The following is a 20,660-nucleotide window of genomic DNA, read 5'->3' on the forward strand; positions in this document are numbered from 1 at the left end:
GAAAGGCCAATCAAACTCGGAAATAGCTCGTACTCCCCGAAATGCATTTAGGTGCAGCGTTGCAACATAGTTTTATAGAGGTAGAGCTACTGATTGGATGCGGGGGCTTCACCGCCTACCAATTCCTGACAAACTCCGAATGCTATAAAATGTTTTGCAGCAGTGAGGGCATGGGTGCTAAGGTCCATGTCCGAGAGGGAAAGAACCCAGACCATCAGCTAAGGTCCCCAAATGTATGTTAAGTTGAAATAACGCGGTTGAACTGCTTTGACAGCTAGGATGTTGGCTTGGAAGCAGCCATTCATTTAAAGAGTGCGTAACAGCTCACTAGTCGAGCGGTTCGGCATGGATAATAATCGGGCATAAACATACTACCGAAGCTATGGACTTGTAAAAGTGGTAGGGGAGCATTGTAGTGTCGTCGAAGGTGTTCTGTGAGGGATGCTGGAGAAGCTACAAAAGAAAATGTAGGCATAAGTAACGATAATGCGGGCGAGAAACCCGCACACCGAAAGACTAAGGTTTCCTCAGCTATGCTAATCAGCTGAGGGTTAGTCGGGACCTAACGCGAACCCGAAAGGGGTAGTGGATGGACAACTGGTTAATATTCCAGTACCTGCTCACGATAAAAGTGACGGAGGCGTATATTTGGTGCGAACTGACGGAATAGTTCGTTGAAGCGAGTAGTAATACCGCGATAGTACACTAAGACTTCGGTCACGGTGATAATCCAGAGAAGCGACTTCCAAGAAAAGCGAGTGAAGCAGCCCGTACCCTAAACCGACACAGGTAGTTGGGATGAGAATTCTAAGGTGCTCGAGAGATTCATGGCTAAGGAATTAGGCAAAATAGACTCGTAACTTCGGGAGAAGAGTCGCCACCCTTCGGGGTGGCCGCAGTGAAAAGGTCCAGGCGACTGTTTATCAAAAACACAGGGCTATGCTAAATTGAAAGATGATGTATATGGCCTGACACCTGCCCGGTGCTGGAAGGTTAAGTGGAGGGTTTAGCTTCGGCGAAGATCTCAAATGAAGCCCCAGTAAACGGCGGCCGTAACTATAACGGTCCTAAGGTAGCGAAATTCCTTGTCGGGTAAGTTCCGACCTGCACGAATGGTGCAACGATCTGGACACTGTCTCAGCCATGAGCTCGGTGAAATTGTAGTATCGGTGAAGATGCCGATTACCCGCTGTGGGACGAAAAGACCCCGTGCACCTTTACTATAGCTTAGTATTGGTTTTGGATAAGTAATGTGTAGGATAGGTGGGAGACTTTGAAGCGGCGTCGCCAGGCGTTGTGGAGTCATTGTTGAAATACCACCCTTTGCTTATCTAGAGTCTAACCTTCTTTTGAAGGGACAGTGCTTGGTGGGTAGTTTGACTGGGGTGGTCGCCTCCAAAAGAGTAACGGAGGCTTCTAAAGGTTCCCTCAGCACGCTTGGTAACCGTGCGTAGAGTGCAATGGCATAAGGGAGCTTGACTGAGAGACCTACAAGTCGATCAGGTACGAAAGTAGAGCATAGTGATCCGGTGGTTCCGCATGGAAGGGCCATCGCTCAAAGGATAAAAGGTACGCCGGGGATAACAGGCTGATCTCCCCCAAGAGCTCATATCGACGGGGGGGTTTGGCACCTCGATGTCGGCTCGTCACATCCTGGGGCTGGAGAAGGTCCCAAGGGTTGGGCTGTTCGCCCATTAAAGTGGCACGCGAGCTGGGTTCAGAACGTCGTGAGACAGTTCGGTCTCTATCTACAGTGGGCGTTAGAAATTTGAGTGGATCTGACTCTAGTACGAGAGGACCGAGTTGGACAAACCTCTGGTGTATCTGTTGTTCCGCCAGGAGCATTGCAGAGTAGCTACGTTTGGAAGGGATAAGCGCTGAAAGCATATAAGCGCGAAACCCACCACAAGATGAGATTTCTTTAAAGGGTCGTGAGAGATTATCACGTTGATAGGCTATAGGTGTAAAGGCAGTAATGTCATAGCCGAGTAGTACTAATAACCCATAGGCTTATTGTACGCCTGTTTTTTTAAACACTTCGACAAGCTCAGTGCTAGGAAGTAGAGTTCAATACATTATTATTATCAAATCATGATCTTATTTCAATATGTTAAAATATTTATTCCCGTGTAAACGGGAATCTTTTCCAAGCTAGGGTAAAGGTTCTTTAAAGAGATTCCTGCCTACGCAGGAATTGAACAACTTAAGGTGGTTATAGCGATGGGGCTCACCTCTTACCATTCCGAACAGAGAAGTTAAGCCCATTAGCGCCGATGGTACTACATTAGTGGGAGAGTAGGTCGTTGCCTTTTTCAAATCCTCAACATTTATTTGTTGAGGATTTTTATTTTTAATGGTTACTAGTTATTGGTTGATGGTTATTAGTAACACCAATAACTAAAAACCAGAAACCAACAACCAAAACTGACCTGGTAGCTCAGTTGGTAGAGCATCTCCCTTTTAAGGAGAGGGTCCTGGGTTCGAGCCCCAGCCCGGTCACAGTAAACTTTAAAGCCTCTTTGCAATTTGCAGGGAGGCTTTTTTTTGTTTGATACTTTCTGGAACCTTGATTAGAAATTATCACTACCTTACTGGGCGGCTATTAAGGATCAAGAGCAAAAGTTGGGGAGTAAAAATAATTTTATCTTTGGAAAAAATTAAATTCCGTGGAAATTTCGGATCAAGCACAAAAGTTGGGGAGTATTTAAAAAAAGAAGATCTTTGAATAAAAATTTTTAATGTCATCAGATTCATTATTAGCCATAGCCAATTTATTACTTCCAGAAATACTTATGAAGTATTTTGATTTGGACAAGCACGAAATTAAAGGAGAAGCACTACATTTTTATTTTACAGAACTAAACACGATTCCCGAAGAATTTAATGGAACTAAACTTCATTCCAAAGGCTTCTTTTCTGAGGCTACCGTTCAAGACTTCCCTATACGAGGTAAAAATGTTTACCTTCATATAAAACGCCGCAGATGGCTGAATAAGCAAACCAATGAAGTGGTTCATAGAGATTGGAATTTAGTAGCACAGGGAACACGGATGACCGCCGAGTTTGCTGATTTTTTAAAAGAAATTAGTCCATACTAAAGCTACGGATTGCCACACCATTGGATTTTTCTACGGTGTTAACGGCAAGAAACTGCAACGCCAGTACAAAGATCACTTAAGTGATTTTAAATCTTGGGATCAAAAAGCCCATGCAAAAGATTGGCTATTGTACCCTGAGAATCTAGGAAGCTACCTATCGCTTGACGAAACCGCTTTTTGCAATGGCGAACTCTACACCATCTTAACCAATAAAGATGCCAAAGGAAAGAAAGGCTCTATAGTAGCTATAGTTAAAGGAACTAAAGCTGAAACAGTGATAAAAATACTTCATGAAATTCCTTTAAAACAAAGAAATAAAGTTAAAGAAGTGACTCTGGATATGGCAGGAAACATGGGACTCATTGTTAAAAAATCATTCCCCAATGCCTGCTTAGTTATAGACCGTTTTCATGTGCAGAAATTAGCATTGGACGCTTTGCAAGAAATAAGAATAAAACACAGGTGGGAAGCCATCGATTTTGAAAATGATGCCATAGAAGACGCTAGAAGTAAATCTTTAAAATACACACCTGAAATACTTCCAAACGGAGATACATTAAAACAACTACTGGCAAGAGGAAGATATTTACACTATAAGCCAAGCAACAAGTGGACTGAAAACCAAGCTAAAAGATCAGTGATGCTATTTAAACACTATCCTGATATAGAAAAAGCATACAAACTATGCCAGAACTTATCTTGGATTTTTAACAATACTCAGGATAAAACTTCCGCACTAACACGATTAGCTAAATGGGATGAAAAAGTTAGACAAGCAGTCTTTAAAAGCTTTAATACTATATCCAGAACCATGTCTGTTCACTATCAAAACATTCTAAACTATTTTGATAATAGAAGTACCAACGCTTCAGCAGAAGCTTTCAATGCTAAAATTAAGGCTTTTTTAGAGGGACTGTAAACTATTTTGTGTTTTTGCTGTTAGTTAGTTTAAAAATGATTTTGAAATTCATAGGCAAAAAATTTACTTTTAAATTTTTATTTTATGAACTCAGACTTAGAAAAACAATTAGACGCCTTGATCGGCAAAATCAGCAACAAGGAGGACTTTGACCAGGTCAAGGAACAGTTGCTTAAACGTGGTATTGAATCACTTTTAAAAGCAGAAATGACTGCCCACTTAGGGTTTCAAAAAGGAGGTTCTGTAATTGAGAACAACCAGCGCAATGGTTTCTCAGAGAAAACTATCAAGACTCATAACGGCGAACAACGCATCAAAATCCCCAGAGATCGTCAAGCGAGCTTTGAGCCTGTTATTGTCCCCAAACATCAATCGATTAGTCAAGAATTAGAAGATTGTATTCAACTGCTTTACGCCAAAGGTATGAGCAATAGCGATATTATTGATTTTATTGAAAGTACCTATGGAGTGTAGTATTCCACATCACAGGTATCCATTATCACCAATCAATTATTGGAAGACATCAAACAATGGCAGAATAGACCTTTAGAAGACGTATATCCCATTGTCTGGATAGATGCTATTCATTATAAAATACGTCAAGAAGGCAAGGTAATATCTAAAGCCTGTATGATAGTTTTAGGGGTGAATACCGAAGGGCAACAAGATATTTTGAGCATGAGTATTGTGGAGACAGAAAAGGCAGCTGCTTGGATGTCCATTTTAGACGATCTGCGCTCTAGAGGCGTAAAAGATATCTTCTTTCTGTGTTCGGATAACCTCTCTGGATTAGATAAAGCTGTAGAAGCTTTCGAAGTCTTTAAACAAAATTGGGAAGATAAATACCTCTCTGCCGTACAGTCTTGGGAAAACAATTGGGATAATTTGACCGCGTTTTTAAACTACCCAAAAGAGATTAGAAAACTTATATATACTACCAATATCATTGAGAATTTTAATGCCAGTTTAAGAAAATATACACGCAACAAAAAAGTCTTTCCTCATGATGATGCAGCACTGAAATCCATATATTTAGCAGCTCAAAGCATCAGCAAAAAATGGAAGAAAACACGATTTAAATGGGGCCAAATTTACAATCAATTGTATATTTGTTTTCCAAACAGGTTATAATCTATATTATTTTAACCTATGAATTTTGAAATTATTTTTCAAAAACACAAAATTTTGGATAAACTCTATTTCGGTCAAACCGTGCCACTTTAAGAGATCATACAATAATAGTTAAATTTAATTAATACTGTTCTTTCAACTTACCTTTTCTCAAGGATTCTCCAGTAAGGTTTATCCTATGCGATGAATTTACAATACGATCTAGTATCGCATCAGCGATAGTGCTTTCGCCGATAATATCGTACCAAGCGGATACAGGTATTTGTGAAGCTACAATCGTTGCTTTTTTATCATGTCTTTCATCGATTATGTCCATAAGCGCCTCTCTGTCCTGATTGTCGAAGCTCTGTAAACCAAAATCATCAAGGATAAGCAGATCTACTTTTAATAGTTTTGCAAGTTCTTTAAGGTAAGTGCCATCTACTTTACTTAGTTTTAATCGTTTCATCAGTCTAGCAGTATTTGTGTATAGGGTTCTTTTATTCATCATACAAGCTTGATGTCCCAATGCCTGAGCTATATAACTTTTACCCACTCCAGAGGATCCTGTGATAATCAAGTTTTCCTTTTTTTGTACAAAATCTAGAGTAGCCAAACGCTCGAACATATTTCTGTCCAAGCTTCTGTTGTGCAGGTAATTAATATCTGTAAGTGTAGCTCCCTGCTTAAAGGCTGCTTGCGTTGTAAGCCTTTTTATCTTTCTATTCTGAAGGTCTTCCCATTGGTGATCGGTAAGCAATGCTAGATATTGATCTGGCGTAAGACCCTCTATTCGGTTATCACTAAGGTGGTTGTGATGGAGTTCAGCCATAGCTGTTAATCTCATTTTTCTGAGTTTTTCGATGGTGTGATTTGTATTCATATATGTATAAAATTTAAGTGATTTTTTCGTGTTGTTTTTACTTATAATTGGATGCCCCACGGATGTTCGCATGCTTGGGGATATGAGAACCTCGGTCTGTTTCTTCTTGTAGGAATAAGGAGCTTTGATCTAGATTATTCTTCAGTATGTTGGTTATCCTGTTGTAGCTTACAGCATCAGCCTGTATGGCTCTTTTGCAAGCATTATCTAACCTTTGGGAGCCATAAGACTTATGGAGTTGTATAACGCCCATAGCTCTTTTATACCCTGTTTCAGGATAATCCAACGCAGCAATAATCCGCTCGACACATGCTGCAACATAACTACCATGGACAGCTGCCTTGTTCTTAAAGTATTGCGGACTCCACTGGCTGTATTGTTTATGAGAACTACTAAGGTGATCCTTGTTGGTTATGTATGCGCCTTTGGAACCGCTACGTTGGTGTATAGCTATGCGCTGTTGATTATAATACACCTCTACCATGCCTTTGGTATAGTGTAGCGTGGTTTCCTTGCCAATGTAACGATATGGAACGCTGTAGTAAGTCTTATCTGGTGAAAAATAGATATAGCCTATTTTCTGAACCTTAGCTCTTCTATATTCTTTTATCTCGTAGCGTGTACTGCTTAAGGGTTTTAGATACTCTCGTTCGACGCTTTGGAAGAGCTCCAGACGACTAGCTTCTTTGCGTTGGAATAATAGGTTGTTGTAGCACTCTAGCAGAAGTTTTATCTCTTTGTTTAGATCTGCTAAAGAAAAAAAGGTCATTTCCCGAAGGGGATAATAAATCCGTTGATAAGCTAGATGCACCGCGTTTTCCACCAGCGCTTTATCTTGAGGGGAGTAACTACGCGTTGGATTGACCACGCAGTTGTAATGGCGGGCAAAGTCTTTAAAACTACGGTTAACCTGAGCTTCGTATCTACTAGATCTGGTAACGACTGATTTTAGATTGTCTGATACGATGGCCTTGGGTACTCCCCCGTAGAAATGAAGGGCGTTTTCGCAACAACTTATAAAATCTTCACGCTTTTGGCTCATACAAGCCTCAACATAGGTATACTGACTGTTAGGGAGCATGGCAACAAAGACCTCTACTGGAAGTATCTCGCCTGTGATTTTGTCTACTATCTGAAGTTTTTTTCCAGCAAAGTCCACGAACATCTCTTTCCCTGCCTCGTGTTCAAGTTTCATAGATCCCTTGATCTTGGCATATTTACGATGGTAATGCTCCATGAATTGAGTGTAACTATAAGGGTCTTTAACCTTTTGACTATATTCTGTGTAGTGGTACAAAAAAGTAAATCCTGGGTGGTTCCGAGCCTTATTAATACTTTCAAAATAAAGCATCAATTCATCATAGCGTTTGTTATTTATGGTTGTATGAGATGTAAAGAGCTTTTCTAGGGTGTGGTTGTCTAGCTTTAATAACTCCTTAAAACTATAACCACTACCTTTAAATAGGTGTATATAGCTATTTATAGTGTTGCGGGAAATGCCAAGTGTGGCTCCAATTTGACGGTTACTATAACCATCTTGTTTTAAGTTGATAATTTGTTTTAGGTCCATTGGATCAAGTGTGTTGGCCATATCGCTTTTTAGAGCAATAAGGTAATTACTTGATCTCTTAAAGTGGCACAAATCGAAACGGAAACATTGGCACAAATCAAACCGTTTTTAGCTAACTCAATTTCCGTGTGGCACAATTTAAACCGAAATCAACGGCACAGTAACTCCGAAATCACTGGCACAAATCGAACCGTGTTAGCCACAGAATAAGCTTACCTTGTTTCTGGTTAGGAATTAATAGTTATTGGTGTACCAATTAAACAAGAAACTAGTAATTCAAGCTTGGTGTATAAGGATTTTTTACCGCTTTATTTAGCCCTTTAATTTTTCAGTCCTTTAACTTTCTTAACTAGGTTTTCCGAAAGGTTAAATAACCACTTTACTTGATCGGAAACTAATTGCGTTTCGTGTAATTGTGATCGCATAGTTTCTGTGATAGGAAGGCCTTCTTCTATTTCTTTATCGCGCTCTAAGATTAAATCTTGAAAATAATTTTCGTAACTACGCGTTGCACGATCTAGTTCCTGACTTTCCAAGCTCTTTTTTGAATCTTCATTGTTTAAAATCGCCATAGATTTTTTTAAATGAAATAAAATGTGCTTCACATAAATTTCAAAGTGCTTTTGAGCGTCACCTGTTTCATTTGTTCTTATATACATACCTAATGAAGAAAGCGATGATAAGAAGGTATTTAAAATGTTCGTTAATTCATAAACAGTGGCACTATCCTTTTGTTTCGATTTAGGTTCTTGTACCAACCGCTGGTATGCAGCATTGAGGTTACCTATTTGTATAAAAGCTTCCTTTCTGGCTAGACTATATGTTGTTGGGGCTTCTCCTTTTTTATGATACAGTTTATCTACTTCTTTTAAAAATTCTGATAATGCTTCAATGCTGTTGGCAAAGAATTCCTTGATGTTTTTGGCTTCCCAGGCTGGCCAAAAAAAGTAATTCGCCATGTAGGCTAATGTTGATCCTATTAGGGTGTCAATTACCCTAAACTTTATTACTGTTATTATATTGGGTGTAATTAACGCATACATGAATATCACATAGAGCGTAATGAAAGCTGCCCCATTTCTATAATTTTGCTTTACCAGCGAAAAACCTATAATTAATGATAAGGCGGCAATAATACCATAAACAATAGTATTTTGGGTAAGAATAACAATACCTACACCTACTGCAGCTCCAATTAGTGTGCCCACCACGCGGTGCTTTGTCCGTTCTTTAGTTAAACTATAACTCGGTCGCATAATTACTACAATCGTGAGTAAAATCCAATAAGGTTGTTGCATTTCAATAACATGCCCTATAATAAATCCAATTAACATGGTTAATGTTAATCGAATCGAATGTCTGAAAATTGGAGATTTAAAGCTGAAATTGGCCTTTAACTTTTTAAAGTCGTAATCTTGTGGCGTAATAAATTGTTCGGCATCTTTTATACCTCTAATTTTATCGTTTTTGGAATAGTTGTTTAATATCCTTGCCATATCATTAAGATTGCTTATTTGCTTATCTTGATATGCCTTGTAATTCAATAAAAATATAGTACCTTCCCTAGATTTTGGTAATCCTACGCTAAATTTATATTCATTAATATGATTTTCTATATTGTATAATAATATTTTGAAATTGGTGTGAAAGTTAAGTTTCTCTGCCTTTACTATCACTTTAGATATATGATCTAATCGGTTTGAAATCTCAAAGATTAGATTTCTAAATTCATTTATAATTTCTGAATGCTTCTCGAACAAACCATCTAGCTTATCATAATCAATGGTATTGGAAATGGCCAATTCGTAGATTTCCATGATTTTAGCAAAAAAAAGTTGCTGTCTACGCGTTCTATTACTAAACCCCGAACTTAATCTTTTTTCAAAGATTAGTTCTCTAATAGTTTCATGAAGCTCGTTAATTTCGGTTTGTAGTTTGAATATTTCTTCAAAAAGTGTTGTTCTATTATGACTTTCCTCTAGTAGTTTTCCTCGTATTTTAATAAAGGCCGACGTTTTTTCGAGTAACTGAACAAACATGGAGTCTACTTCCACTTTCGGAAACATGATTTGCATTAAAATGGTTAGGAATAAGAACCAAAACCCACCTAAGGCTATGAATAAAGAATGTTCGAAATTTGAGGTTTCTGAACTATGCTGTGCAAAAGCTAATACCAAGGATAATAATCCAGATAACGATACTAACGAAGCTCTAAATCCGAATACAGAGATATAAGAAATAGCAAAAACAAGAACAATGAGTACTGGTATGAGCATATAAAAGTAGGCGCTAAAATAGCCTACTAAAAACGTTGTTATGAAAGTTAATATAATAGAGGCTAGTATGCCATAAAATTTATGTTTTAAACTTCCGGCCACATCAGATGGGGCACATAAAATAGCTCCTAGGGCCATACTGAAGCCTATGTCTAATCTATCGTAAAAATATATAGAAATAAAAACAGGGATGGCCATAGCAAAAGCGACTAAAAAGGCTTTTGTAAAATGGATGCTCTTAAAATATCGAAGTAAATTTTTAATCATATGCAGCTCTATCCTTCAAATTTAAGAAGTAAATATTCAATCTATATGCAGTTCATGTAAATAAATATCAAAATTAGCAGAAGTGGCAGGGATAAAACGTGAGCGTTAAAGAATGTCTTGTTAACCTCGTGGTAGAAGTTGTTGCAACAACCACCGCTCTTGATCTTCTATTAAAACAGCTTGTCAAAAATAACACATAAAAAAGAGTTTGTATTGTTATAAACTCCTTATTATATGCATGGAATGGACGCGAACTGGTGACTTTCGGGCTATGAGTTTGGCGCTTTTAAACCTATAATGGATAGTAAAAAGCAGCATTTATAATTGAAATTTTATCAAATGAAGCTCTTAAAACCTCTGCATCAAAAGCTGCCTTGATTTGAAAGATTTAGTAAAAAATTTAATTCTAATAAAAATAGGTGAACTAAAAAATACTAGGTATTGGCTAAATATTAAACATCATTAATTAAATGGAATGATATAGGACATTATCTAAAAACATTCCAGCAACCTCTAGACAAACCTATTTTGGATCTTAAACAATATTTAGGGTATAACTTCCGCACTAACCCGGTAAGCTATATGTGGTGAAAAAGTTAAATAAGTAGTATTCAAAAGCTTTAGAATGGTTATGATTACAATCTTATTAAACCCTGGGGGTAAACTCTTTTATTAATAGAAGAACGAATCCTTCAATGCGAAAACTAAAGCTTTTAGAGCACGGCTTAGAGGTGTAAACATGTTGATTTCTTTCACCTTAGATTGACGAGCATTTCTGCCTAATCACAATAATTGGGATTGATTAGTAAGTCTTTGTGTGTTAATTATTTGTACATTTAATACACGAATCGATTAAATCATTATTATGAAAAAATTATTTGCAGAGTTTTTTGGAACTTTTTGGCTTGTTTTTGGAGGTTGTGGGAGTGCTATATTTGCTGCTGCCTTTCCAGAGCTTGGTATTGGTTTTGCTGGCGTAGCCCTAGCTTTCGGATTAACAGTTTTAACAATGGCCTATGCTGTAGGTCATATTTCTGGCGGACATTTTAATCCAGCGGTGTCCTTCGGTTTATGGGCTGGAGGGAAATTTGATGCTAAAGACTTGTTTGGCTATATTATAGCTCAAGTGCTAGGCGGTATTGTGGCGGCAGGAGCATTATTTATTATTGTAACTGGGAAATCTGATTTTGAAACTATTGGAGGGTTTGCTTCAAACGGCTACGGAAGTCTGTCACCTGGAGGCTATTCAATGATGTCTGGATTTATAGCTGAATTTCTTTTAACCATGTTCTTCCTTCTTATTATTTTAGGTAGCACAAACGAAAGAGCGCCTAAAGGCTTTGCTCCAATAGCTATTGGTTTAGGACTAACTTTAATACATTTAATAAGTATTCCCATAACGAATACGTCTGTTAATCCCGCCAGATCTACAAGTCAGGCTTTATTTGCAGGCGGAGCGTACATCTCCCAATTATGGTTGTTTTGGTTAGCGCCAATAGCCGGAGCGCTTGTAGCGGGCTTTGTGCATAAAGCTTTGTTTGATAAAGAATAAAACTGTAATATTTCTATAAAAAAAAGCCTCATTCTGTAAGGATCGAGGCTTTTTTGAGAGTTTTTCAATGGATTAGTGTAAACTAATTTCTGCAACGGAGTTTTCTTTAGAGGCTACATTATTGCCTCCTTTAGGTTCAATAGTAATACTTAAACCTTGAACATCTTCCATGTATGGGATGTTTCTTAATTTTCTGTCTGCTTTATCTAAAATACCTAAGTTTACCATTTTACCTTGTAATTCTGCCCAAATTTGATAGCATTGTTCTTCAGGTAATTGTGGTAGAGAAACGACATCAATCATGGATGTTTTTTCCTTGGCATTAATATAAGCAACGGTTTTGAGGTCTTTAGCACGCTCATTTCCAGAAATAATGTACTTTTCGGTTTCTGGGTTGTTGAGTTTTAAAAGCTGCCTCATCATGCTATCTAGCATCTCGTTGTGTTTATCGATATCACTACGTAAATCAAAAATTTCTTCAACAACAACTTGATTTTCTTCAGAAAGCTTCTGGTTTTGGCTGTAAAATATAAAAGAGGTTCCAGCAAAAATTAACGCGGCAATACTAGCTGCTACACTAAATTTGTACCATTTTTTATAATTTTTAGGTGGCTTTAATGCTATTACAGGTTTCTCGTCTAATTCATCTAAAACAGAATCCAAAATATGCTTAGGCGCTTCAATGGCTTGGCTTTTAGCAACAACCTCTAGATTAAACTGTAAGGTGTTGTAGGTATTCTGTACTTCTGGATATCTAGAAATATAGGATTCTACTTGTTTTGTTTCCTCAGAAGAAGTGTCTCCTAATAGATATTTGTCTAGCAGGCCAGAATTTAAAAAAGCTTGTACTTTCTCATTCATGACTTAAATGTATTACGGACCGTAAATTTTTTTCAATTCACGCAATCCAATTTTTAATCTTGATTTTATTGTTCCTAATGGAATATCTAATTCTTCGCTAGCTTCTTGCTGCGTCATACCTTCAAAAAAGAGGGCGTTAATCACTATTTGATATTTTTCATCTAAAGTACTTAGATGTTTTTTGATATCTAAAACATCCTGATTCAGTTCATTGGATGTTACCTTATATACGGTTGAAGTTTCCATCTGGACTTCATTATTTGTTTTATTTTTTAGTGATCTAACTTTGTCAATAGCAGTGTTATACGCTATTCTGTATAGCCAAGTAAATAACTTTGCTTTGGTAGCATCGTATTTTTTAGCGTACCGCCAAACTTTCACAATTGTTTCCTGAAGCACATCTTGCGCCATGTCTTCGTCGGTAATCACTTTTCGGATAACTCCAAATAAGGCATCGGCATAGTTGTCATAGAGTAAACTTATGGCTCTTTTGTCTTCTTTTTTAAGAAGATTGATTATTTCTTTTTCTATTGCTGTAATCAATTTATAATGACATTATATAATACTTGTCAAATCCAAGCGAGCAAAGTTAGAAATTTCTTTTTGATTATAAGATATTTACTTCGGCCTCAATACTGATGTTAAAAATACGATTTACCGTTTTTTGAATTAATTTAGACAGATTTAATACTTCATCCCCTTTAGCGCCGCCATAATTTACTAGAACCAAGGCTTGATTTTTATGTACGCCATAATTACCAAAGGTTTTTCCTTTAAAACCAGCTTTTTCAATGAGCCATCCCGCTGGTACTTTAACTTCATCATCTGAAACAGGGTAGGATGGGATGTCCTCAAAATTTTCTAAGAGTGTTTGATATTGCGATTTTAAGATGATAGGGTTTTTAAAAAAACTACCACAGTTTCCAATTTCCTTAGGATTAGGGAGTTTGCTTTCTCTAATACTGATGACGGCTTTTGAAATAGCTTGGATGCTCGGTGTTTTAATGCCTTCTTTTTCGAGCTCGGAGGCTATTGCTCCATACTGTATATGTAGTTTATGGTTTCGTTTTGTTAATTTAAAATTAACGCTTGTAATAATAAATTTACCTTTAGCTTCTTGTTTAAAGATAGAATTTCTATATCCAAAACGACAATCTTCCTTGCTGAAGGTATGCAGTTCTTGTGTTTCTACGGAAATGGCCTCACAAGACTCAAAGCTGTCTTTTAGCTCAACACCATAGGCCCCAATATTTTGAATAGGCGCTGTACCAACATTGCCGGGGATTAAAGATAAATTCTCAAGTCCGCCATAGTCGTTTTTAATACTCCAAAGGACTAAGTCGTGCCAAACTTCTCCCCCCTGAACTTTAACCGTAACGAAGTCTGAATCTTCTAAAAGAACTTCAATCCCCTTTAATTCGACCTTGATTACTAGTCCATTAAAATCTTGGGTAAGGAGCATATTACTTCCGCCGCCTAAAATGAGTTTGTTGGGGTGGTTTTCAAGAGATAATACCTCTTTAAGGTCTTGAATAGAATGAACAGATACAAAATGTTTAGCTTTAACGTCGATGCCAAAAGTATTGTAAGGTTTTAAAGAAGTATTTTGTTCGATTTGCACAGTATTTAGTCTTTATAGATTTTTAAGGCTTCTTTTAATATATGTACAGCTTTTATTAAGCTTTCTTTGTTAAGTACGTAGGCAATTCTAATTTGGTTTAAACCAACATGTGGCGTTGAGTAAAATCCGTTTGCGGGAGCAACCATAATGGTTTCGCCATTAATATCAAATTTTTCTAACAACCATTGAGCAAAATGATCAGAATTTTTAATCGGTAACTCAACAATACAATAAAAGGCACCTTTAGGTTTCGCTACTTTAATTCCTTCAATTTTCTGTAGTTCTGAAATGAGTATATTTCTTCTTTCTACGTATTCGTGAATCACTTCATCAAAATAACTTTGAGGGGTATCCAGAGCCGCTTCACTAGCAATTTGGGCATAGGTTGGCGGACTTAATCTGGCTTGTGCAAATTTAAGCACTGTTTGCATCACCAGTTTGTTTTTTGAAACAAGGCAGCCAATACGAGCACCACACATACTGTAACGTTTTGATACAGAATCGATCATTACAGCATGTTCCTTCAAATTCTCAACTTGCATGATAGAGTAATGGGTGTCTCCATCATAAATAAACTCCCTGTAAACTTCATCAGCAACTAAAAATAAATCGTGTTTAATGGCTAAGTTGGCAAGTTGTTGTATCTCCTCTTTTGAGTATAAAGATCCTGTAGGGTTGCCAGGGTTACATATAAGTATCGCTTTTGTTTTTGGCGAAATTAATTTTTCAAATGTTTCTACAGATGGTAATGCAAAATTATCATCAATATTACAAATGGCAGGTACCACTTTAACACCACTAGCGGTTGAAAAGGCAATATAATTGGCATAAAAGGGCTCTGAGATGATAACTTCATCATCAGGATCCATAATACTGCTAAACAAAAAAAGTAAGGCTTCACTAGCTCCAGTGGTTACAATGATATCTTCATGAGTTATTGGAATATCATGGTTTTTATAATAATTAGCGAGTTTAACACGATATTCCTCAGAGCCTTCAGATCTGGAATACGATAATATATCTATATCATTTTGCTTTACTGCATTAAGGGCGACTTCAGGCGTTTTTATATCGGGTTGTCCTATGTTTAAGTAGTAAATATGCTTCCCGTTTTTAACTGCCTGTTCAGCATAAGGAACAAGTTTTCTAATAGGAGAAGCAGGCATTTGGTGGCCTTTTTTAGATATGGTTGGCATTTAACAGTTTTTAGGGTGTAAAGTTGAGAAAATAATATGAAGTTTTTCAATAAACAAACCTAAAATAGATGGTATGTTTAAGGAATTGAATACTTTTTTAAGAAAAGGCCTAATCTTTTGTTAATTTGTTTTAAACAAGGGGATTAAATGAAAAAGGCTTAAACATGAGTTTAAGCCTTTTTATAATTTGTGTTAGTCCTGTTAATGCTATTGCATCACACTTTTATTTTTTTTATCTAGAACACTAGATTTTTCAACAACTAAGCCTTTTATTTTTAGCGCTACTGTTGGAGTCTCCGCGTTAGAAATTACGGTAATTGTTTTTCTAATAGGATTCACGCGATTGGTGTCATATTTTACCTCAATTTCCCCTGTTTTTCCAGGTAAAATAGGGTCTTTTGGTTTTTTAGGAATGGTACATCCACAGCTTGAAGATACTTTAGAGATAATAAGAGGTTCATTACCTGTATTTGTAAACTTGAAAACGCGTACACCATCTGCACCTTTTTCAATGGTTCCATAATCTATAGTGTCTGATTCAAAGCTAATTTTAGCCTGAGCCTGAACCGACAAACTTATTAATCCGATAAATAAAATTGTAAATAGAGATTTCATTTTTTATAGTTTTAATGTTTCGATTTTTATCCTTTTTTAAGAATTTGCTTTCTGTCTTTATTTCGTAGAAGTTCTTCAAACATACTTACTTTTCCTATAATCTGCAAAAAATAAAAGACGTAATACAACTTTCTGAAATTTCATGGGTCATGTCAAATGTACGGATCACTTCTAAATGAAAGCTTATAATAATGTTAAATTATCGTATAAACTTCAGCCTAACAAAGTCTTTAAAAGTTTCACAGAAAAAGAAATATAAGTACTTTTGCGCTTTATTATTTAAAATTTTACAAAAACCATTCCGAAGCATGCAAATTCCATCAAAATATGATGCCCATAAGGTAGAAGACAAGTGGTACAACTATTGGATGAAACACAATTATTTTCATTCAGAACCCGATGAAAGAGAACCTTACACGATAGTCATTCCGCCACCAAATGTTACTGGTGTTTTACATATGGGGCACATGCTTAATAATACGATTCAAGATGTATTAATACGTCGTGCGCGACTGTTGGGTAAAAATGCCTGTTGGGTGCCAGGAACCGATCATGCATCTATCGCTACTGAAGCCAAAGTGGTTGCTAAATTAAAAGCACAAGGTATAGATAAAAATGACTTATCTCGAGAAGCGTTTTTAAGTCATGCATGGGATTGGACGCATGAGTACGGTGGTGTGATCTTAGAACAACTTAAAAAATTAGGATGTTCTTGCGATTGGGATCGTACGAAGTTTACCATGGATGATGAGATGAGTGAAGCTGTAATCAAGGTTTTTGTTGATTTATATCAAAAAGGACTGATTTATAGAGGCTATCGCATGGTAAATTGGGATCCTGAGGCCAAAACAACGCTTTCTGATGAGGAAGTGGTGCATGAAGAGCGTCAAGGAAATCTATACTATTTAGAATATAAAATTGAAGGTAGTGACGAAAAACTTACCATAGCTACCACCCGTCCGGAAACAATTTTTGGAGATACTGCAATTTGTATCAACCCTAATGATGAACGTTTTAATCATTTAAAAGGTAAAAAAGCTATTGTGCCAATCTGTAACCGCGTCATCCCAATAATAGAAGATGAATATGTGGATATGGAGTTCGGAACAGGTTGTTTAAAAGTAACTCCAGCTCACGATGAAAATGATAAAAATCTAGGGGATAAGCACAACCTAGAAGTGATTGATATTTTTCACGATGATGCCTCTTTAAATAGTTTCGGATTACATTATGAAGGTAAAGATCGTTTTGTTGTTAGAAAAGAGATTACTAAAGAGTTAGAAGATAAAGGCATTTTAGTAAAAACAGAAAGTCATATTAATAAAGTTGGTACTTCTGAAAGAACTAAAGCGGTTATCGAGCCTCGTTTGAGTGATCAGTGGTTTTTAAAGATGGAAGAATTAGTGAAGCCAGCTATTGAAGCTGTTTTAGGTGAAGATGCTGATATCAATTTATTTCCAAAAAAGTTTGAAAATACTTACCGACACTGGATGGAGAATATTCGCGATTGGAATATTTCTCGTCAGTTAATGTGGGGACAACAAATTCCTGCTTATTATTACGGTGATGGTAAAAATGATTTTGTAGTAGCTGAAACTGCTGAAAAGGCCCTAGAACTTGCCAAAGAAGCTACTAAAAATCAAGCATTAAAAATCGATGATTTACAACAGGATAAAGATGCTTTAGATACTTGGTTTTCTTCATGGTTGTGGCCCATGAGTGTGTTTGATGGTATTCGAAACCCTGAGAATGAAGAAATAAAATATTACTATCCTACTAACGATTTAGTTACTGGGCCAGATATTTTATTCTTTTGGGTAGCACGAATGATTATTGCTGGCTATGAGTATAAAGGAGAAAAGCCGTTTAACAATGTGTACTTAACGGGATTAGTTCGTGATAAGCAACGACGAAAAATGAGTAAATCCTTAGGAAACTCTCCAGATGCTTTAAAACTTATTGAGGAATATGGGGCAGATGGTGTTCGTGTAGGCTTGCTATTAAGTTCGGCTGCCGGAAACGATTTGATGTTTGATGAAGCGCTATGTCAGCAAGGAAAAGGTTTCGGAAACAAGATTTGGAATGCATTCCGTTTAATTCAAGGGTGGGAAATCGATGAAAATATTCCGCAGCCTGAAACCTCAAAAATAGGATTGCAGTGGTATGAAGCTAAATTCCAAAGTGCTTTAGTTGAAATTGAAGACCATTTTAGTAAGTACAGATTGAGCGATGCTTTGATGGCGATTTATAAATTAATTATGGATGATTTTTCTTCATGGTTGTTAGAAATTATAAAACCAGCTTATCAAAAACCTATTGATGCAGTTACCTATAAAGCCGTAATAGAAGCTTTTGAAAATAACTTAAAAGTGTTACATCCGTTTATGCCATTTTTATCTGAAGAAATCTGGCAATATATCTCGGAAAGAACCCCAGATGAAGCTTTAATAGTAGCAAAATGGCCTGTGTTCAAGGATATTAATGAAGAATTAATCTCTGAGTTTGAATTTGCTTCAGAAGTTATTTCGGGGATTAGAAACATTAGAAAGCAAAAGAATATTCCTTTTAAAGATGCGATTAGTTTTTCTGTTATTAATAATGGACAAACAAGCAAAACCTTTGATGGCGTTATTGCAAAAATCGGCAACCTACAAAATATTGAATACACCGAGGAAACGGTAGAGGGCGCTTTAACTTTTCGAGTGAAATCTAATGAGTATTTTATTCCTATGGTAGGTGCTATTGATGTTGAAGCTGAGATTGTAAAACTTAGTGAAGAGTTAAAATATACCGAAGGTTTCTTAAAATCGGTTCAGAAGAAATTATCTAACGAACGCTTTGTTGCTGGTGCTCCAGAACAGGTAGTCGCTGCTGAAAAGAAAAAGGAAGCCGATGCTTTAGCTAAAATTGAAACTTTAAAGGCCAGTTTAGCAAGTTTGAATTAAGTAATTGTTTTTGGTAACAGATTTAAATGGTTAAAAAGTTCTTCCATGGTATTACTAATATCATGGAAGAACTTTTTGCTTTTGGTATATATAGATGAAAAATTGTTTGGTTATAAAAATGATTTAAACCTTGTTTTTGTGGCTAATTCTGTTTGAGTGGATTGATGATTTTTTAAAAAAAGGAGTCTAAAATATTGATTTGTAATTTTGTGTTGATTTATATTGCATAATTGTTAAATCATTCGTTTTTAGGTGTTTATTTTTAATTTTATTAAAGATTTTTAAGATTTCACTGGGAATAATCTTACCAGTTTTCTATATTTGATATTCTAATCAAGTAGGAATGACACGATAGACTCACTGTTGGTAGTCAGTTACTTACATTAATTAATTCATTATGAAAAAAATTTACTTATTTAGTTTACTCATGCTCGCCATGGGGTCCCTTTCAACTATTACTGCTCAATCGAGTGGAGAGAGTAAAGAAAGCGGTTGGTTTTTTGGCTTAGGATATAACTTTATTGATGATTCAGGATCAGCAGGAAAAGATGCATTTAAATTTGATAATTGGCATTCTACAGCATATCCTAATAGATTGAATATCGGTTATAATTTGGGGTCTGGCTTTGCTATTCAAGCCATAGGAACTATTAATACCTTAAAGGAAGGTAAGCCAGCTCAAGGAATGATTTTAACAGAAGACGAAGATTATTGGGCTGTAGATGGTATGCTTTCATACCAACTGAATAAATTTTTTACAAAGCAAGGTTGGTTTGATCCTTACTTACAAGTTGGTATGGGAGGTTCTTCTCTAATTAATAATAGAGTTTTAACCTTTAATGCTGGAGCAGGATCTAATTTCTGGTTAAGTGATAACTTCGCTATTAACCTCAATACTATGGGTAAATGGGGAATTAACAAAGATGATAAAGGTAATAACCACATTCAGCATGCCGCGGGTATTGTGTTTAAGCCAGGTCTTTTTGCTAAGAAAAAACCAGCACCAGTGCCACCTCCAGTAGAAGAGGAAATTGTTTCAGAGCCAGAACCAGTAGTAGAACCAACTCCTGTAGTAGAGGCTACGCCTGAGCCAGAAGTAGATGAAGAGGCGATTTTACGTGAAAATATGGAATCAGATCTTAGTGAATTACGTCGTGTGTACTACCACTTCGATTCTGCCACTTTAACTTCAGAAGATAAAGATATTGTTGATGAACTTGTTGAGTATATGAATAAATATCCTACTGCGGTTTTAGATATTAAATCTCACGCTGATAGTAGAGGTGCTAAAGATTATAACCTAGATTTATCCCAAAAAAGATCTCAAAGCATCTTAGATTATGCGGTAAGCAAAGGTATAGATCGTTCTAGATTCAAATCTGAAGGATTCGGAGAAACGCAATTGAATAACCATTGCTCAGATAGTGTTAAGTGTACTTCTGCTGAGCACAGAGAAAACCGTAGAACTGACTATGAGTTAATCTGGAAGTAATAATAATATAAAGTATAAATTTTAAGTATAAAGAAAGGCTTTCTGGGTAACTAGAAAGCCTTTTTATTTAAATAAGGTTCCTTAGTGTTATGGTCAACAGATAATAACTTATCTTTTAATTTAATACTTTTACTAGGGCAGTCTTGATTGTAATTCTTTTGAATTATACGTATATATTACACATTGAACTACTAGGTGATTGTGAAATTATGAGTTAAAAGTTTGGTTAAAGAAGCTTTCTATGTGAATTGAGAG

Annotated in this window: 13 protein-coding genes, 1 tRNA gene, 2 rRNA genes and 1 pseudogene (1 of these 17 running past the window's edge); 9 read left to right on the forward strand and 8 right to left on the reverse strand. The window is 36.3% G+C overall.

Annotated features, from left to right (window positions below; genetic code table 11):
• From C1A40_RS10105 to C1A40_RS18500, 6 genes and pseudogenes are all read left to right on the forward strand, one after another.
• Positions 1–2,018: ribosomal RNA gene (locus C1A40_RS10105) — 23S ribosomal RNA — on the forward strand; it begins 801 nt to the left of the window's first position.
• 186 nt (positions 2,019–2,204) lie between these two features.
• Positions 2,205–2,312 (forward strand): 5S ribosomal RNA (gene rrf / locus C1A40_RS10110).
• Positions 2,313–2,426: 114 nt separating this feature from the next.
• Positions 2,427–2,499: transfer RNA gene (locus C1A40_RS10115), tRNA-Lys, on the forward strand.
• A 239-nt stretch (positions 2,500–2,738) separates the two neighbouring features.
• Positions 2,739–3,098: an ISAon1 family transposase N-terminal region protein gene (locus C1A40_RS18295; protein ID WP_102994345.1), complete on the forward strand. Its 360-nt coding sequence runs from the start codon at positions 2,739–2,741 to the stop codon at positions 3,096–3,098.
• A gap of 52 nt (positions 3,099–3,150) precedes the next feature.
• Positions 3,151–4,017: an ISAon1 family transposase gene (locus C1A40_RS10120; protein WP_422395608.1), complete on the forward strand. Its 867-nt coding sequence runs from the start codon at positions 3,151–3,153 to the stop codon at positions 4,015–4,017.
• A gap of 84 nt (positions 4,018–4,101) precedes the next feature.
• Positions 4,102–5,148, forward strand: a pseudogene (locus C1A40_RS18500) (IS256 family transposase).
• Between the two features lie 121 nt (positions 5,149–5,269).
• On the opposite strand, the gene istB reads toward C1A40_RS18500, so the two are convergent.
• The 3 genes from istB to C1A40_RS10140 all read right to left on the reverse strand — a co-directional run bounded on the left by istB (position 5,270) and on the right by C1A40_RS10140 (position 10,123).
• Positions 5,270–6,010: an IS21-like element helper ATPase IstB gene (gene istB, locus C1A40_RS10130; RefSeq protein WP_102994337.1), complete on the reverse strand. Its 741-nt coding sequence runs from the start codon at positions 6,008–6,010 to the stop codon at positions 5,270–5,272.
• 37 nt (positions 6,011–6,047) lie between these two features.
• Entirely contained in the window at positions 6,048–7,601 is a 1,554-nt protein-coding gene (gene istA, locus C1A40_RS10135; protein WP_102995797.1) for an IS21 family transposase, read from the reverse strand.
• A gap of 299 nt (positions 7,602–7,900) precedes the next feature.
• Positions 7,901–10,123, reverse strand: a complete 2,223-nt coding sequence (locus C1A40_RS10140) for an FUSC family protein (protein WP_102995798.1) — start codon at positions 10,121–10,123, stop codon at positions 7,901–7,903.
• Between the two features lie 865 nt (positions 10,124–10,988).
• Between C1A40_RS10140 and aqpZ the strand changes: the two genes are divergently transcribed.
• A complete protein-coding gene (gene aqpZ, locus C1A40_RS10145) occupies positions 10,989–11,675 on the forward strand; it encodes an aquaporin Z (RefSeq protein WP_102995799.1) in 687 nt (228 codons plus the stop codon).
• Positions 11,676–11,747: 72 nt separating this feature from the next.
• Here aqpZ and C1A40_RS10150 read toward each other — a convergent pair whose 3' ends face one another.
• The 5 genes from C1A40_RS10150 to C1A40_RS10170 form a co-directional block, all read right to left on the reverse strand.
• Positions 11,748–12,536: an anti-sigma factor gene (locus tag C1A40_RS10150; protein WP_102995800.1), complete on the reverse strand. Its 789-nt coding sequence runs from the start codon at positions 12,534–12,536 to the stop codon at positions 11,748–11,750.
• A 12-nt stretch (positions 12,537–12,548) separates the two neighbouring features.
• The gene (locus C1A40_RS10155) at positions 12,549–13,079 is read right to left on the reverse strand and encodes an RNA polymerase sigma factor (protein ID WP_102995801.1); all 531 of its coding nucleotides are present in this window, start codon (positions 13,077–13,079) and stop codon (positions 12,549–12,551) included.
• Between the two features lie 64 nt (positions 13,080–13,143).
• A complete protein-coding gene (gene murB, locus C1A40_RS10160) occupies positions 13,144–14,157 on the reverse strand; it encodes a UDP-N-acetylmuramate dehydrogenase (protein ID WP_102995802.1) in 1,014 nt (337 codons plus the stop codon).
• A gap of 5 nt (positions 14,158–14,162) precedes the next feature.
• On the reverse strand, positions 14,163–15,353 hold the full coding sequence (locus C1A40_RS10165; RefSeq protein ID WP_102995803.1) for a pyridoxal phosphate-dependent aminotransferase: 1,191 nt from the start codon (positions 15,351–15,353) through the stop codon (positions 14,163–14,165).
• A gap of 207 nt (positions 15,354–15,560) precedes the next feature.
• Positions 15,561–15,968, reverse strand: a complete 408-nt coding sequence (locus C1A40_RS10170; RefSeq protein WP_102995804.1) for a DUF1573 domain-containing protein — start codon at positions 15,966–15,968, stop codon at positions 15,561–15,563.
• 308 nt (positions 15,969–16,276) lie between these two features.
• On the opposite strand from C1A40_RS10170, the gene C1A40_RS10175 reads away from it, so the two are divergent.
• Positions 16,277–18,913: a valine--tRNA ligase gene (locus C1A40_RS10175; RefSeq protein WP_102995805.1), complete on the forward strand. Its 2,637-nt coding sequence runs from the start codon at positions 16,277–16,279 to the stop codon at positions 18,911–18,913.
• A gap of 397 nt (positions 18,914–19,310) precedes the next feature.
• Positions 19,311–20,405, forward strand: coding sequence for an OmpA family protein (locus tag C1A40_RS10180; RefSeq protein ID WP_102995806.1), 1,095 nt, complete (start codon positions 19,311–19,313; stop codon positions 20,403–20,405).
• The last annotated feature ends 255 nt before the right edge of the window (positions 20,406–20,660 follow it).

Source organism: Tamlana carrageenivorans (assembly GCF_002893765.1).
GTDB lineage: Bacteria > Bacteroidota > Bacteroidia > Flavobacteriales > Flavobacteriaceae > Pseudotamlana > Pseudotamlana carrageenivorans.